Origin of the sequence: Pseudomonas zeae (assembly GCF_014268485.2) — a bacterium.
Classification (GTDB): domain Bacteria; phylum Pseudomonadota; class Gammaproteobacteria; order Pseudomonadales; family Pseudomonadaceae; genus Aquipseudomonas; species Aquipseudomonas neuropathica.
In genome coordinates this window covers 200,403-215,738 of the sequence record NZ_CP077090.1, presented here as the reverse complement: position 1 = coordinate 215,738, position 15,336 = coordinate 200,403, and the positions used below count along the sequence as shown (strand labels likewise).

Annotated in this window: 12 protein-coding genes; 6 read left to right on the top strand and 6 right to left on the bottom strand. The window is 60.0% G+C overall.

What is annotated here, in order from left to right; translation table 11 throughout:
* Positions 1–95: 95 nt before the first annotated feature.
* The 6 genes from glmU to HU754_RS00920 all read left to right on the top strand — a co-directional run bounded on the left by glmU (position 96) and on the right by HU754_RS00920 (position 8,114).
* The gene (gene glmU / locus HU754_RS00945; protein ID WP_186620316.1) at positions 96–1,463 is read left to right on the top strand and encodes a bifunctional UDP-N-acetylglucosamine diphosphorylase/glucosamine-1-phosphate N-acetyltransferase GlmU; all 1,368 of its coding nucleotides are present in this window, start codon (positions 96–98) and stop codon (positions 1,461–1,463) included.
* A 231-nt stretch (positions 1,464–1,694) separates the two neighbouring features.
* Entirely contained in the window at positions 1,695–2,471 is a 777-nt protein-coding gene (locus tag HU754_RS00940; RefSeq protein ID WP_007911964.1) for a DeoR/GlpR family DNA-binding transcription regulator, read from the top strand.
* A gap of 2 nt (positions 2,472–2,473) precedes the next feature.
* The gene (glmS, locus tag HU754_RS00935) at positions 2,474–4,306 is read left to right on the top strand and encodes a glutamine--fructose-6-phosphate transaminase (isomerizing) (RefSeq protein WP_186620313.1); all 1,833 of its coding nucleotides are present in this window, start codon (positions 2,474–2,476) and stop codon (positions 4,304–4,306) included.
* 73 nt (positions 4,307–4,379) lie between these two features.
* Entirely contained in the window at positions 4,380–5,306 is a 927-nt protein-coding gene (locus tag HU754_RS00930; RefSeq protein WP_186620311.1) for a LysR family transcriptional regulator, read from the top strand.
* 105 nt (positions 5,307–5,411) lie between these two features.
* Positions 5,412–6,038 (top strand): glutathione S-transferase family protein, encoded by a 627-nt coding sequence (locus tag HU754_RS00925; protein WP_186620309.1) that lies wholly within the window; start codon positions 5,412–5,414, stop codon positions 6,036–6,038.
* A gap of 45 nt (positions 6,039–6,083) precedes the next feature.
* Positions 6,084–8,114 carry a pyridoxamine 5'-phosphate oxidase family protein gene (locus HU754_RS00920; RefSeq protein WP_186620307.1) on the top strand — a complete coding sequence of 677 codons (2,031 nt, stop codon included), beginning with the start codon at positions 6,084–6,086 and terminating at the stop codon, positions 8,112–8,114.
* Between the two features lie 118 nt (positions 8,115–8,232).
* Here the strand turns inward: HU754_RS00920 and HU754_RS00915 are convergent, their stop codons facing one another.
* From HU754_RS00915 to HU754_RS00890, 6 genes are read right to left on the bottom strand one after another with little or no spacing between them, the layout of a single operon-like run.
* Entirely contained in the window at positions 8,233–9,363 is a 1,131-nt protein-coding gene (locus tag HU754_RS00915) for a glycosyltransferase family 4 protein (RefSeq protein ID WP_186620305.1), read from the bottom strand.
* Positions 9,364–10,494 (bottom strand): glycosyltransferase family 4 protein, encoded by a 1,131-nt coding sequence (locus HU754_RS00910; protein ID WP_186620304.1) that lies wholly within the window; start codon positions 10,492–10,494, stop codon positions 9,364–9,366. It lies immediately after the preceding gene.
* Positions 10,478–11,845, bottom strand: a complete 1,368-nt coding sequence (locus tag HU754_RS00905) for a glycosyltransferase family 4 protein (RefSeq protein WP_186620303.1) — start codon at positions 11,843–11,845, stop codon at positions 10,478–10,480. Before HU754_RS00905 ends, HU754_RS00910 begins: the two co-directional genes overlap by 17 nt.
* Positions 11,842–13,095 carry an ABC transporter ATP-binding protein gene (locus HU754_RS00900; protein WP_186620302.1) on the bottom strand — a complete coding sequence of 418 codons (1,254 nt, stop codon included), beginning with the start codon at positions 13,093–13,095 and terminating at the stop codon, positions 11,842–11,844. The genes HU754_RS00905 and HU754_RS00900 overlap by 4 nt, the downstream gene beginning before the upstream one ends.
* A complete protein-coding gene (locus tag HU754_RS00895; RefSeq protein WP_186620301.1) occupies positions 13,095–13,892 on the bottom strand; it encodes an ABC transporter permease in 798 nt (265 codons plus the stop codon). Before HU754_RS00895 ends, HU754_RS00900 begins: the two co-directional genes overlap by 1 nt.
* Positions 13,893–15,335 carry a mannose-1-phosphate guanylyltransferase/mannose-6-phosphate isomerase gene (locus HU754_RS00890; RefSeq protein WP_093429565.1) on the bottom strand — a complete coding sequence of 481 codons (1,443 nt, stop codon included), beginning with the start codon at positions 15,333–15,335 and terminating at the stop codon, positions 13,893–13,895.
* Between the last annotated feature and the right edge of the window lies 1 nt (position 15,336).

Here is a 15,336-nt window from a genome sequence, read left to right as displayed (position 1 = left end):
TTGATAAAAAAGGGTAGCCTCGGCTACCCTTTTTTCTTTTCCGAATTCCCGAAACCCGGTCGCAGTTGCTGACCACCCAGGATTGGTAGCCAGTCATGTCTCTTGAAATCGTTATCCTCGCGGCCGGTCAAGGCACCCGTATGCGCTCGGCCCTGCCGAAGGTGCTGCATCCGATTGCCGGCAACTCCATGCTGGGTCATGTTATCCACAGCGCTCGGCAACTCGATCCACAACGCATTCATGTGGTGATTGGTCATGGTGCCGACGTGGTGCGCGAGCGACTGGCTGCCGACGATCTGAATTTCGTCCTGCAGGACAAGCAACTCGGCACCGGCCACGCCACCGCTCAAGCGGTGCCGTTCATTACTGCCGACACCGTGCTGATCCTCTACGGGGACGTACCGCTGATCGAAGTCGAAACACTGCAGCGTCTGCTCAAGCACGTCGTGCCTGGACAGATGGGCTTGCTCACCGTCGAGCTGGATGACCCGACCGGTTACGGCCGCATCGTGCGCGATACCGACGGTAAGGTGGCCGCGATCGTTGAGCACAAAGATGCCAGCGAAGCGCAACGCGCAATTACTGAAGGTAATACCGGCATTCTCGCGGTACCCGCCAATCGTCTGGCTGACTGGATGAGCCGCCTGTCGAACAACAACGCGCAGGGCGAGTACTACCTGACCGACGTGATCGAGATGGCTGTCAGTGATGGTCTGGTGGTCGCCACCGAGCAACCGCACGACCCAATGGAAGTGCAGGGCGCCAATGATCGCAAGCAACTGTCAGAGCTGGAGCGTCATTACCAGTTGCGCGCTGGTCGTCGGTTGATGGCGCAAGGCGTCACTTTGCGTGATCCGGCGCGCTTTGACGTGCGTGGTGAAGTGACCGTTGGTCGCGATGTGCTGATCGACATCAACGTGATCCTCGAAGGCAATGTGGTCATCGAAGATGACGTGGTGATCGGCCCGAACTGCGTGATCAAGGACAGCACCCTGCGCAAAGGCGTGGTCATCAAAGCCAACAGTCATATCGAAGGTGCCGTTCTGGGCGAGGGCAGCGACGCCGGCCCGTTCGCGCGTCTGCGTCCAGGCACCGTGCTTGAAGCACGCGCGCATGTGGGTAACTTCGTTGAGCTGAAAAATGCCCGCATGGGCGAAGGCGCCAAGGCGGGACACCTGACTTATCTGGGCGATGCCGAGATCGGTGCGCGTACCAACATCGGCGCCGGCACCATCACCTGCAACTACGATGGCGCCAACAAGTGGAAAACCGTGTTGGGTGCGGACGTATTCATCGGGTCCAATAATTCGCTGGTCGCGCCTGTGGATATCTCCGACGGTGCAACCACGGCGGCCGGCTCGACGATTACGCAGAATGTGGATAACGCGCAGTTGGCCGTGGGCCGAGCGCGGCAGAGAAATATCGACGGCTGGAAGCGGCCGGAGAAGATCAAAAAGAGCTGAGTTATCCACAGTTTCTTTTTAACGACGAAAATCCAATGTGGGAGCGAGCTTGCTCGCGAATGCCGTAGATCATTCAACATTGATGTTGACTGACACGATGCCTTCGCGAGCAAGCTCGCTCCCACATTTTTGTTTGTGTCGTTTTCAAAAAAGCCTTGCTGCCGCTTGACGATTTAGAGCCGATAGGTTTTGATTGCTTCCGTTATCTTTCGAAACGAAACTTAAGTCGCCATGTCGAAACGCAACACGCCGCAACGCCGCCACAACATCCTCGCCTTGCTCAACGAGCAGGGCGAAGTCAGTGTGGATGAACTGGCCAAGCGCTTCGAAACCTCGGAAGTTACGATTCGCAAGGATCTTGCCGCGCTGGAAAGCCACGGTCTGTTGCTGCGCCGCTACGGCGGGGCGATCACCATGCCGCAGGAACTGGTCGCGGAAACCGCGCAGAGCGTTTCCAAGTACAAACAGGCCATCGCCCGCGCGGCGGTGAAACGCATCCGCGAACACGCGCGGATCATCATCGACAGCGGCAGCACCACCGCCGCGATGATCCCCGAACTTGGCCAGCAGCCCGGTCTGGTGGTGATGACCAATTCCCTGCACGTCGCCAACGCCCTGAGCGAACTCGAGCACGAACCGGTGCTGTTGATGACCGGCGGCACTTGGGATCCGCATTCGGAATCCTTTCAGGGCCAGGTCGCCGAGCAGGTACTACGCTCTTACGACTTCGACCAGTTGTTCATTGGCGCCGACGGTATCGATCTGGTGCGCGGCACGACGACTTTCAATGAATTGCTGGGACTGAGTCGGGTCATGGCCGAGGTGGCGCGAGAAGTCATCGTCATGGTCGAGGCCGACAAGATCGGTCGCAAGATTCCCAATCTGGAACTGCCGTGGAGCAGCGTCCATACCCTCATTACCGATGATCGCCTGCCTATCGAAGCGCGCGATCAGATACAGGCCCGCGGTATCACCGTGATTTGCGCGGCTGTCAGTCAGGAGAAATAAGCATGTGTGGAATTGTCGGCGCAGTTGCTGAACGTAATATCACCGCCATCCTGCTCGAAGGCCTCAAGCGCCTTGAATACCGTGGCTATGACAGCGCCGGTGTCGCGGTCTTCACCAACGACGAAACCCTCGAGCGCATGCGTCGCCCGGGCAAGGTCAGTGAACTCGAAGCGGCGCTGGCCGAACACCCACTGGTGGGCCGTCTCGGCATTGCTCACACCCGTTGGGCCACCCACGGCGCTCCTTGCGAGCGTAACGCGCACCCGCATTTCTCCGGCGACATCGCGGTGGTGCACAACGGCATCATCGAAAACCACGAAGCCCTGCGTGAACAACTGAAAGCGCTGGGTTACGTGTTTACTTCGGACACCGACACCGAAGTCATTGCCCACCTGCTCAACCACAAGCTCAAGGACCAGCCAGACCTGAGCGTTGCGCTTAAAGCGACGGTCAAGGAACTGCACGGTGCTTACGGTCTGGCCGTGATCAATGCCAAACAGCCGGATCGTCTGGTCGCCGCGCGCAGTGGCAGCCCGTTGGTGATCGGTCTGGGTCTGGGCGAGAATTTCCTCGCCTCTGACCAATTGGCCCTGCGTCAGGTCACGGACCGCTTCATGTACCTGGAAGAAGGCGATATCGCCGAAATTCGCCGCGATACCGTGCAGATCTGGGACATCAACGGCAACGCCGTCGAGCGCCAGACCGTACAGTACAGCGATGGTGCTGAAGCTGCCGACAAAGGTGAATACCGCCACTACATGCTCAAGGAAATCCACGAGCAACCGGCCGTTGTACAACGCACCCTCGAAGGTCGCCTGAGCAACGATCAGGTGCTGGTGCAAGCGTTCGGTCCACAAGCTGCCGAACTGTTCGCCAAAGTCCGCAACGTGCAGATCGTCGCCTGTGGCACCAGCTATCACGCCGGTATGGTCGCGCGTTACTGGCTCGAAGAACTGGCCGGTATTCCGTGCCAGGTCGAAGTCGCCAGCGAATTCCGCTACCGCAAAGTGGTGGTGCAGCCGGACACCTTGTTCGTGACCATCTCGCAGTCCGGCGAAACCGCCGACACCCTGGCGGCGCTGCGCAATGCCAAGGAACTGGGCTTCCTCGCCAGCCTGGCGATCTGCAACGTCGGCATCAGCTCGCTGGTGCGCGAATCCGATCTGACCCTGCTGACCCAGGCCGGCCGCGAAATCGGCGTCGCCTCGACCAAAGCCTTCACCACGCAACTGGTCGGCCTGTTGCTGCTGACTCTGTCGCTGGGTCAAGTACGCGGCACGTTAGCCGAGGGCGTTGAAGCGCGTCTGGTCGAGGAACTGCGTCGTCTGCCAACCCGTCTCGGTGAAGCATTGGCCATGGACAGCACCGTGGAAAAAATCGCCGAGCTGTTCGCCGAGAAGAACCACACGCTATTTCTCGGTCGTGGTGCGCAATTCCCGGTAGCAATGGAAGGCGCCTTGAAACTCAAGGAAATCTCCTACATCCACGCCGAAGCCTACCCGGCCGGCGAGCTGAAACACGGCCCGCTGGCGCTTGTGGATAACGATATGCCGGTGGTCACTGTGGCGCCGAACAACGAACTGCTGGAAAAGCTTAAATCCAACCTGCAGGAAGTCCGCGCCCGTGGCGGTGAACTGATCGTGTTCGCCGATGAAAAAGCCGGGATGACCAACGGCGAAGGCACCCACGTGGTGCAGATGCCGCACATCCACGACATCCTCTCACCGATCCTTTACACGGTTCCGCTGCAGTTGCTGTCGTACTACGTGGCGGTGCTCAAGGGCACGGACGTCGATCAGCCGCGTAACCTGGCGAAGTCGGTGACGGTGGAATAAGTTATCCACAGCTGACCTACGCGCAAAAATCGCAGCTTCGGCTGCGATTTTTGTATCTGACTCGAGAGGCACCATGGATCGCTTCCAAGAAATGCACATCTTCACCACCGTCGCTCAGGAGCAAGGCTTCTCCTCTGCCGCGCGGCGTCTGGGATTGTCGGCTGCCAGCGTCACGCGGGCGGTGGCGGCGCTGGAGCAACGCATCGGTACGCAGTTGTTGATCCGCACCACACGCAGTGTGCATTTGAGCGAAGCCGGGCAGCGTTATCTGGAGGATTGCCGGAGGATCCTCGCCGAGGTGCAGGAGGCCGAAGATTCGGCAGCGGGCAGTCATGCCGAGCCGCGTGGGCAACTGACGGTCACAGCGCCGGTGTTGTTCGGTGATTTGTTTGTGACGCCGCTGATGGCGCGTTATCTGGCGCAGTATCCGGATGTCACGATCAATGCGGTACTGGTCGATCGGATCGTCAACATGGTCGAGGAGGGCATCGATGTGGCGGTGCGTATCGGTGATCTGCCGGACAGCAGTCAGCATGCTGTTCGCGTGGGTGAGGTGCGTAGGGTCGTTTGCGGCTCGCCGGACTACTTTGCCAAATATGGCCGACCGGCTCATCCCCACGCCTTGGCGGGCGCGCCAGTGGTGGCGACTTCAGCGATTAGCCAGCAACGCAATTGGCCGTTTCTCGACGCGGGCGAACCGCTCAGCGTGCGTCCTGAGCCGCGTCTGATCGTGACCGCCAATCAGGCAGCGATTACCGCAGCCTGCATGGGGCTGGGCTTGACTCGGGTGCTGTCTTATCAAGTTGCCAGCAAAATCGCGACCGGTGAGCTGGAAATCGTCCTCGCTGAATTTGAACTGCCGACATTGCCGATCCATGTGGTGTATCAGGGCGGGCGCAAGGCGCCGGCGCGGATCCGCAGTTTTGTCGATTTCACCGCCAACGCTTTGCGCGAACATCCTGCTTTGAAAGGCGCTGCGTTATTGCACCCAATGAAATAATCGATTGCAGTTACTGGTTATTCTGTTGTTTTTGCGATCAGCGCAAGATGGCCTCCATCGGCGCTCTCATTCCCGCAGTGGCGCCCCTGTTCAGCGGAGTCGACCATGCAAGCGATCAAACTCTACAACTTTCCACGTTCCGGCCACGCCCACCGTGTCGAGCTGATGTTGTCCCTGTTGCAACTGCCGACCGAGCTGGTTTTCATCGATCTGGCCAAGGGTGAGCACAAGCAGCCGGCGTATCTGGCGATCAACAGTTTTGGCCAAGTACCGGCGATTGATGACGGCGGCGTGGTGCTGGCCGACTCCAACGCGATTCTGGTGTACCTGGCGCAGAAATACGGTAACGGCCGTTGGTTGCCAACGGATCCTGTCGGCGCCGCACGTGTGCAGCGCTGGTTGTCGGCCGCCGCCGGGCCGATTGCCTTCGGACCCGCTGCAGCGCGACTGGTCACGGTGTTTGGCGCACAACTGAATGCGGACGAGGCAATCACCCGGGCGCACAACCTGCTCAAGGTGATGGACATCGAGTTGGGCAAAACTGCGTACCTGGCCGGCGACGAACCGACCATTGCCGACGTTTCTGCCTACAGTTACATCGCCCACGCTCCGGAAGGCAACGTGTCGCTGGACGACTACGGTAACGTCCGCGCCTGGCTGGCGCGGGTTGAAGCCTTGCCTGGTTTCGTCGGCATGCCGCGTACGGTTGCCGGTCTGCAAACCACTGCCTGATTTTCGCAATCGACACTGTGCCGACGGTGCAGGGGAGAGGTCGTGATGGAACGTTCACCGTGGCACGCTGGCGAACAGCAATTGCAGGGCCATGTCGGCGTTGCCGATCGTATGGAAGCCTTCGGGCGTAAGGTGATTCGCACCTGGATGCCGGATCAGCACCGTGAGTTCTATCAGCAACTGCCCTTCATGCTGTACGGCGCAGTCGATGCGCAGGGGATGCCGTGGGCCAGTGTGCTCGAAGGTGCGCCGGGGTTTGCCCGGTCGCCGGATCCCGAGCATTTGCATTTCGCCAGCCAGCCTGCTGCCGATGACCCGGCGCAACTGCGCAATGGCGAGCCGATCGGTTTGCTCGGCATCGAATTGCACACCCGCCGGCGCAATCGGCTCAACGGCCATGTCGGCAATCTAAGCGCTGATGGTTTTGACGTCAGCGTGGATCAGGCCTTCGGCAACTGCCCGCAGTACATTCAACTGCGGCAGTTTCAGCGGGTGCCTCTGACGGATCCGCAGACACGCCCGGCTGAGCATCTGAGCGGCCTCGATGACGCGGCCGTTGCGCTGATCGCTGGCGCTGATACGTTTTTTGTCGCCAGTTATGTCGATGTCGACGGCCAGCGTGCGGTGGATGTTTCTCACCGGGGTGGCCAGGCCGGTTTCGTACGGGTGGAAGGCAATCGTCTGACCATCCCTGACTTTGCCGGCAACCTGCATTTCAACACCCTCGGCAATCTGCTGCTCAATCCCAAGGCCGGCTTGCTGTTCATCGACTTTTCCACAGGTGATCTGCTGCAACTCAGCGGGCGTACCGAGATCCTTCTCGATGACCCGCAGATCGAGGCCTTTCAAGGTGCGGAACGGCTGTGGACATTTGAGGTGGAAAAACTGGTGCGGCGTCCGGCAGCTCTGGCGTTGCGCTGGCGCTTCGACGGCATGTCGCCGACCAGTCTGTTGACCGGTAATTGGGCCGAGGCGGATGCGCGTTTGCAGGCGCAGGCACTGGGTAGTCAATGGCGGCCGCTGCGCGTAGCGAAGATCGAAGCAGAAAGTCGCAGCATCCGTTCAATCTATCTGGAGCCAACCGATGGCGCCGGGTTGCCAGTGTTTCTCGCGGGTCAGCATTTGCCAGTGCGTTTCACTATTGATGGCGAGGTGCATATCCGCACCTACAGTCTTTCGAGTGCGCCATCGGATGGTTTCTACCGGATCAGCGTGAAGCGCGAAGGGCTGATCTCCTCGCACCTGCATGAGCAGATTCGCGTTGGTGATGTACTGGAGGCGCGGGCACCGCAAGGGCATTTCACTGTCGCGCCACTGGAGCACCGACCGTTGGTGCTGTTGGCGGCCGGAGTAGGCATCACGCCGTTGCTGTCGATGTTGCGTGAGGTGGTTTACCAAGGCTTACGCACTCGAGGGATTCGTCCGACATTGTTGCTGCAGAGTTCGCGCAGCCTCGCCGATCAGCCGTTTCGCAGGGAGCTGGATCGTCTGCTCGAAACCGCAGGCGATTCTGTACGAGTGCTGCGTCTGCTCAGCCAGCCGGAAGCCGATCTGCAAGAGGGTGAGGATTTCGATGTGCATGGGCGCATCGACGGCGCGGTGCTGAGGAACCTGCTGGAGGCCGAGGATTTCGATCAGCTCGACTTTGTGCTCTGCGGCCCCGGTGGTTTTACCCAAGGGTTGTACGACACTTTGCGCGAACTGGATGTGCGCGACACGCAGATTCACGCGGAAACCTTTGGCCCGTCGACCCTGAAACGTCAGGCCGATCCGGATGCGATCGTGATCGAGCAACCGCCCGCAGCGACCACTTCGGTGCCGGTGGTGTTTGAGCGCTCGGCGAAAGAGGCACGTTGGCAACCCGATGGCGGCAGTTTGCTGGAACTGGCAGAAAGTCGCGGACTACGCCCGGAGTTCAGTTGCCGTGGTGGGTCGTGCGGTACCTGCAAGACCCGGCTGGTCAGTGGCGCGGTGAATTATCCACAGGTGCCGGCGGATATTCCGGAAGCGGGGCATGTGCTGATTTGCTGCGCGGTCCCGGCGCAAAGCACGCAGCCGCTGGTACTGGATCTGTAACCTGACCCTGTAGGAGTGAGCCTGCTCGCGATCGCGTCGGGTCAATCAACATCATTGTTGCTGACAGACCGCTATCGCGAGCAGGCTCACTCCTACAATGAATCTGTGTTGAATAGCATTAAGCGTAAGACAGGGATTTCTCTTCCAGCAATTCCTGATACAGCTCTGTCCACTTGCGGCCCATGTCATCGGCTGTGAATAACTGCCGGTAACGCGCTTCGGCTTTCACCCCCATCGTTGCGGCGCGCACCGGGTCTTCCCACAGTGTGCGCATCGCCTCGCGAAACGCCTGTGGATGACTCGGAGGCACCACCAGCCCGGTTTCGTTGTGAATATTGATGTAGCTGGTGCCAGTGCCGATCTCGCTGGAAATCATCGGCTTGCCGTACATCGCACCTTCCAGCAGGGAGATGCCGAAAGCTTCCGAGCGCAGGTGCGAAGGGAAGACGATGGCGTAGCTCAGTTGCAGCAGTGCGACTTTGTCTTCGTCACCCAGGCGCCCGAGGAAATGAATGTTGCGCAGGCCCAGCGCCCGAGCCTGAGCGTGCAGTTCCAGTTCCAGAGGCCCGGCGCCGACAATGACCACGGGATAGTCCACGTCTTTCAGGGCCTCAAGCAGGATGTGCAGGCCTTTGTAGTAACGCATCACGCCGACAAACAGAAAAAACTTGTCCCCAACCTGCTGGCGCCAGCGATTCATTCGTTCGGTATCCGGCTGTGGATAACCGGCCTTGTTCAAACCGTAGGGAATCACCCGGGTCTTGTCCTGGAACTGCTGCAGCACATCGCTGGTGTGCAGGTAGTTCGGTGAAGCGGCAACGATGCGGTCGGCGCTGGCGAGGAAGCGATTCATCAACGGGCGATAGAGTTTGAGCAGGTGCTTTTGGCGAATGATGTCCGAGTGGTACGTCACCACGCTCGGTTTATTCGTCGTGCTGGCGAAATGCACCAGGTCCATGAACGGCCACGGGAAGTGGTAGTTGACTACATCGGCCTCGGCCGCCATTTCGCGAAACTGTTTGAACACGCTCCAGGAAAAACCGGTGGAGGCGAATTGAATATCCAGTTTGGCGCGGTGCACTTCGTGCTGACCGAGTTGCACCACAGGTGGATTGGGGTCGGCGCTGAGCGTCAGCACCTGGCCGTCGATGCCGTGTTGGGCGCCGCTCTCGCAGAGCTGGAAGATCACTTGCTCAATGCCGCCGACGGAGTCAGGCAGGTACGTCTTGAAAAAATGAAGAACTCGCATTCAACCTCCCATGGCCTGGCGGTAGGCACTGGCTGTGGCCTGTGCACAACGCTCCCAGGAAAAAAGCCGTGACTGCTGTAACCCGGCTTCTTGGCATGCCTGCCAATGCGCTTGATCGTCGATCAGTCGGCTCAGCGCGTCACGCAGGCCTTCTGCATCGTCAGCTTCAATATAGTTGCCCGCCGCGCCCGCGACTTCCGGCATCGCTGAAGAACGCGTGAGCACCACCGGTGTGCCGCTGGCCATGGCCTCCAATACCGGCAGACCAAAACCTTCATACAGTGATGGAAAAATCAGCGCCCGGGCGCCGGCCAGCAGTTGCGCCACCTGTTCATCGGGCAGATAACCGAGCAGGCACACGTGCCCGCTGGCCAGTGCCTGACGCAAGGGGTCGCTGAACTGTTCGCGCTCCCACCCGGCCATACCGACGATCAACAGCGGAAAGCGCTGGCGCACAGCCTCCGGCAACAGGGCATGGGCACGTAGGGCCAGGCCAAGATTCTTGCGCGGCTCCAGCGTGCCCACACTCAGGAAATATTCCCGCGCCTCGACCGCGTGCGCCTTGAGCACCGCGTCAATGGTGCTCGCCTCGCGTGGATGAAAGCGCTCGGCGACGCCCAGTGGCGCCACCACAAAACGCTCGGCAGGCAGGCCGAAATAAGCTTGAGCTTCCTCAGCAATGGCTCGCGAGTCGGTGAGAATCACCTGCGCCTGTTGCACACCCTGAGCCAATCGACGCTCGATTTCCTTGAGCCGCGCCGGGGGCTGGGTCTCGGGGAAATGCAGGTGTGTCAGGTCGTGCAGGGTAATTACGGTCGGGCCGTCGAAGGCCAGCGGCCACAGACTCGGCTCGTGATAGAGGTCGATACCTTGCGCGCGCCCCTGATCGAAGCGTTTCTGCTCCAGCCAGCGGCGCGCCTGATAGGCACCGGGGATTTGCCGCAGCAGTGGCGTCAGACGCGAGTAACCGGGCATGGCCGCTTCCGGCAGCGCCGAACTCCAGCCCCAGCCATGGAATAACGTCACATCCATATCAGGCTCGCTGCGCAAGGCGTTGACCAGTTCGGCGACGTAGTGGCCGATGCCGGTACGTGGCGCCTGGAGAATTCGTGCGTTAAGGGCAATGCGCATGCAGCCTCGCTGGCGCCGCCGGCGCTTGCAGAACATTCCGCACACTGCGTTCAGCCAGTTGCAGACTGGCTTCGCGCCAGCCGATCCACTGCCAGTCCGCGACGTCGCGAGCAGCGGGGAACTGGCCGTTGCGCTGGAATTGGTTGATCAGGTCGGCAAGGCTTTGCGGATCCTGCAGATCAAAGTACGCCATGAACTCGCCGCCGATTTCGCGGAACACCGCGATATCACTGCCCATCGCCGGCAAGCCACGCTGCATGGCTTCCACCAGGGGCAGACCAAAGCCTTCGACGAACGAGGGAAACACCAGCGCACTGGCGTGGGCGTAGGCGTGTTCAAGGCTGGTGTCACTGAGGTCGTTGAACATGAACAGACGCTGGTTCAGCTCGGGATGATTGCGCACCCGGGCGAGGAGGGTGTCGCATTTCCAGCCGACCCGCCCGGCGATGCACAGCCGGGCCGTCGAGCCTGTGGCCCAGGCGCGTTCGAAGGCATCGAGCAGATACGCATGATTCTTGCGCGGCTCGATGGTGCTGACCATCAGGTAAACCGGGTCTGTTGTCGTGGACAATTGTCTCAGGCGTGGATCAACCGTGGCCTGGTCGTTGTGCAGATCCAGTTCGGAGCCCAAGTGAAAGAAATCGAACCAGCGCTTATTGGACTGCTCGGCACCGATTCTGCGCTGCATCTCTTCATGCATTTGATCGCGCACCGTGGCGGAAATCGCCATGTAGCCATCCGCTGTGCGAGTGATCCAGTCGAACCATTCGCTGAAGACCTCGACCAGACGCGTATCGTAAAACTGTGGGTGAGTCAGCGGGATCAGGTCGTAGATCACCGCAATCATGCCGACGCCGTCGCGTTTCAGTCGCTCGACGTGGGCAAAAAAATCCGAGTGCCAGGATGAATCCAGCAGCACCAATTGATCGCCCGGCTGATGTTGCAGTGGTGAACAACGCTTGAGCAATTGCCTGCGGTTGATTCTTCGGATCAGGCGGATCGGCAGGCCGAATGCGCCGAAGATGGTGAGCCGGTATCCGACATACAAAATCTGTCGCGCCAGCTTCGAGGTGCATTGGGCGTCACGCCGCTGGTGCCATTGCCAGACGCGATGGGCGAGGCGCTCCAGGCGTCCACCGAAGGTTTCCAGCGCGTTGAAAAAAGGCGTATCGCACGCTGCCAATTGCAGGACGCGATAAAGTTCGCCATTGAGCACCACCACTGGCATGCACTCGACGCCTGCGGCGCTGGCAGGCAGTTGCTTGATGACGTTGCGCACCACACGCTGAATCCCCGAGTTGACCGTCGGGTGCTGGAACACATGGGTGCACTCCACCAGCAAGCGGGTCATGGCAAGCGCTCGACAGGCCGGACTTCGGTGTCGCGGGTGATGGTGGTCTTGGCACCCAGCCATGAACAGCCGACGAAATCCTCCTGACGGTTGTTGATCACGTGAAACACCAACCCGTAGTCACGCCATTCGAAATTGCGATCGAGGTGAGAGTCCAGGCGCGACAGGCTCAACGACACGGAGTAATTGCCTTTGCCCAACCCCATGACGAAAGCGAAGCGATAGGTGAAACGCTCGCCGGCGTGCAGGTCGGTCAGCGCCTTGTCGAGGCGATGGGTGTTGATGCCGTACATCATCTGGCCCAGACGATCCTTGAGGATAAAGCCCAGTACCAGCCGTTCGATGTCCTTGCGCACTTCAACTTTCACTTCGAGCACCACCGCTTGACCGACTTCGGCGGCGTCGATGCTGCGATCGTTTTCATCGAGCAGGCGCACGCCGAGAATCGCTGCTTCGCCGGTCCCGGAGACGGTTTGCACTTCGCCGCCGGCGAGCATTTCCTGTCGCACGATCTGACCTTCGCGTTCGGCCATCAGCGCGTTGTAATAATCGAGCACCGGCTCCGGTTTGCCGTACATGGCCATGCGGCCATCCTTGAGCAGAATCGCCGAATCGCAGATCGATTGAATGGCCGAACGGTCGTGGGACACGATCAGCAGCGTGGTGCCGGATTTGCGGAAACTGCGGATGCGTTCGAAGCTTTTGTGCTGGAAGTAGGCGTCGCCCACCGACAGTGCCTCGTCGACGATAAGGATGTCCGGGCGCCGCGCCGTGGCAACGCTGAACGCCAGGCGCATCTGCATGCCGCTGGAGTAAGTGCGTACCGGTTGGTCGATGGCGTCGCCGATCTCGGCGAAATGCTCGATGTCGGGTATCAGTGCTTCGATTTCTTCGAGCTGCATGCCCAGCAACTGGCCGGCCATGATGGCGTTCTGGCGACCGGTGAAGTCCGGGTGGAAACCCATGCCCAGTTCCAGCAGTGCTGCCACGCGGCCTTGCAGTTCTATCTTGCCGGTGGTGGGTTGGGTGGTGCCGGTGATCATCTTCAGCAAAGTGCTTTTGCCCGCGCCGTTGGCGCCGACGATGCCCACCGCTTCACCGGGGGCGATTTCGAATTCGACGTCCTGCAGCACCCAGTGCTGGCGGTGGCGGATCGGCGAAAACGGGATCAGCCACTCTGCCAGCCGGCTCCAGCGGTTGGGGTATTGTTTGTAGGCCTTGCTCAGGCCGGTGACGCGAATATGCCCCATCAGAGTTCATCCACCATTTCGCCGACGCGCTGGCGAAACAGCCGCAGACCGATCAGACAAAACAGCACACCCGTGATGAAGATCGGCAGCAGCGAGCTCCAGACTGGCCACTGACCGTAGAGAAACAGATTTTGATAACTGCTGAACAGGTTGGTCAGCGGGTTGAGTTGCAGCAGGCGCTGTACCCATTCCGGCAGGATCGTGATCGGGTAAACGATCGGTGTCAGCCAGAACCAGAATTGCAGGCAGATGCCGAACAGCTGACCGACATCACGGAAGAACACGTTCAATACGCCGAGGACCATGCCCAGTCCGGCGCAGAACATCATTTGCAGGGCGATCAATGGAATCAGCGCCAACAAGGCCATGCCCGGCCAGCGGCCGGTGATCAGCAGAAAGCCCAGGAACAGGCTGATGATGATCGCGAAGTTGATCCCGGCGTTGCACAGCACAATCACTGGCAGGCAGATGCGAGGGAAGCTGATTTTCTTCAGCAGGTTGGCGTTTTCCAGAAACATGTTCTGGCTGCGCAGGGTGATTTCGGAAAACAGTCCCCACGCCAGCAACCCGGCGCAGAGGTAAACACTGTAGGCCATGCTGTCATCCACACCCGGCAAGCGGGCGCGCATGATGTGGGAAAAGATCACGGTGTAAACAATGATCATCGACAGCGGATTGAAAATCGGCCACAAGGCGCCGAACAGCGAATTGCGGTATCGCGCTTGAAACTCTCGCTGCACGCTGCCGAGGATGAAACCCCGGTAGCCATGCAACGAGCGATACAGGGAAAGCAGCATTTAAACCGTCCTGCCGTATTGGTCTTCGAAGCGGACGATGTCGTCCTCTCCCAGGTATTCGCCGCTTTGCACTTCGATGATCACCAGATCGATCACCCCTGGGTTTTCAAGGCGATGGCGGTGGCCGGCAGCGATGAACGTCGATTCGTTTTTCGCCACCAGATGGGTACCGCTGCCATTGTTGGTGACCTTGGCCATGCCTTCGACCACTACCCAGTGTTCATTGCGGTGATGGTGCATTTGCAGCGACAACTTGCCGCCAGGCTTGACCACGATGCGCTTGATCTTGAAGCGCGGACCTTCTTCGAGAACCGTGTAAGTACCCCACGGGCGGCTGACGGTACGATGCAACCGATAGGCTTCGTGGGATTTGTCCTTGAGTTGCTTGGCCACGCGGCGTACGTCTTGCGCACGGTCGGCGTGGGCCACCAGCACCGCGTCGGCGGTGTCGACCACGATCAGGTTATCCACACCCACTGTCGCTACCAGCCGGCCATCGCTCTGGACGAAATTGTTATGGCTGTCGATAAAGATCGCTTCACCGCTGGCGCGGTTGTTGTCGGCATCGGCCGGTACCAGGGCCGCGACGGCGCCCCACGAACCGATGTCGCTCCAGTCGAAACCGGCGGGCACGACCACCACTTTTTCCGAGCGCTCCATCAGTGCGTAGTCGATCGAGATGTCAGTGATTTCCGCGAACAGTGCCGGCGACAGTTCCTGTTGCAGGCAGCCGACGGTTTCAATCGGCGCGCTGACATCTATGCAGGCGCGGGTCTGCTCCAGCAACTCGGGCGCGTGCAATTGCAGTTCAGCAATCAAGGTCGCGGTGGTGAAGCAGAACATCCCCGAATTCCACAGGAAGTTGCCGCTCTCCAGATAATGCGTGGCAGTTTGCAGGTCGGGTTTCTCGACGAAGCGCTGCACTTTCGCCGCGCCTCTGGCGTCCAGCGGGGCACCGGTTTCGATGTAGCCGAAGCCGGTTTCCGGCGCCGTCGGGATTACGCCGAAGGTCACCAGATAACCGTCTTTGGCCAGATTGACCGCGTGCTCGACGGCCGTTTTCAGCGCGTCCTGATTGACGATCAAATGATCGGCGGGCATCACCACCATGATCGCGTCGTCACCGTGCAGTGCTTGCAGCGACAACGCGGCAGCAGCAATGGCCGGCGCGGTGTTGCGCCCGGTCGGCTCCAGCAGGAAATGCCCGCGATGACGCGAGACATGGGCGGCGCAATAGTGATCCTTGCTCTGGAAGTAGTACTCGCGGTTGGTCACCGTGACGATGTCGCCCCAGCCGTCGAGCAACGCTGCCGCACGCTGATAGGTCTTGCCCAGCAGCGATTGGCCGTCGGGCAGATTCATGAACGGTTTCGGATGGCCCTCGCGGGACACCGGCCACAAACGGGTGCCGGCACCGCCGGACAGAATCACGGGGATCAGCATG

Bases quoted from the DNA above. Each gene is read 5' to 3' on its own strand.
- glmU (WP_186620316.1), top strand. From the start codon at position 96: ATGTCTCTTGAAATCGTTATCCTCGCGGCCGGTCAAGGCACCCGTATG.
- HU754_RS00940 (WP_007911964.1), top strand. From the start codon at position 1,695: ATGTCGAAACGCAACACGCCGCAACGCCGCCACAACATCCTCGCCTTG.
- glmS (WP_186620313.1), top strand. From the start codon at position 2,474: ATGTGTGGAATTGTCGGCGCAGTTGCTGAACGTAATATCACCGCCATC.
- HU754_RS00930 (WP_186620311.1), top strand. From the start codon at position 4,380: ATGGATCGCTTCCAAGAAATGCACATCTTCACCACCGTCGCTCAGGAG.
- HU754_RS00925 (WP_186620309.1), top strand. From the start codon at position 5,412: ATGCAAGCGATCAAACTCTACAACTTTCCACGTTCCGGCCACGCCCAC.
- HU754_RS00920 (WP_186620307.1), top strand. From the start codon at position 6,084: ATGGAACGTTCACCGTGGCACGCTGGCGAACAGCAATTGCAGGGCCAT.
- HU754_RS00915 (WP_186620305.1), bottom strand. From the start codon at position 9,363: ATGCGAGTTCTTCATTTTTTCAAGACGTACCTGCCTGACTCCGTCGGC.
- HU754_RS00910 (WP_186620304.1), bottom strand. From the start codon at position 10,494: ATGCGCATTGCCCTTAACGCACGAATTCTCCAGGCGCCACGTACCGGC.
- HU754_RS00905 (WP_186620303.1), bottom strand. From the start codon at position 11,845: ATGACCCGCTTGCTGGTGGAGTGCACCCATGTGTTCCAGCACCCGACG.
- HU754_RS00900 (WP_186620302.1), bottom strand. From the start codon at position 13,095: ATGGGGCATATTCGCGTCACCGGCCTGAGCAAGGCCTACAAACAATAC.
- HU754_RS00895 (WP_186620301.1), bottom strand. From the start codon at position 13,892: ATGCTGCTTTCCCTGTATCGCTCGTTGCATGGCTACCGGGGTTTCATC.
- HU754_RS00890 (WP_093429565.1), bottom strand. From the start codon at position 15,335: ATGCTGATCCCCGTGATTCTGTCCGGCGGTGCCGGCACCCGTTTGTGG.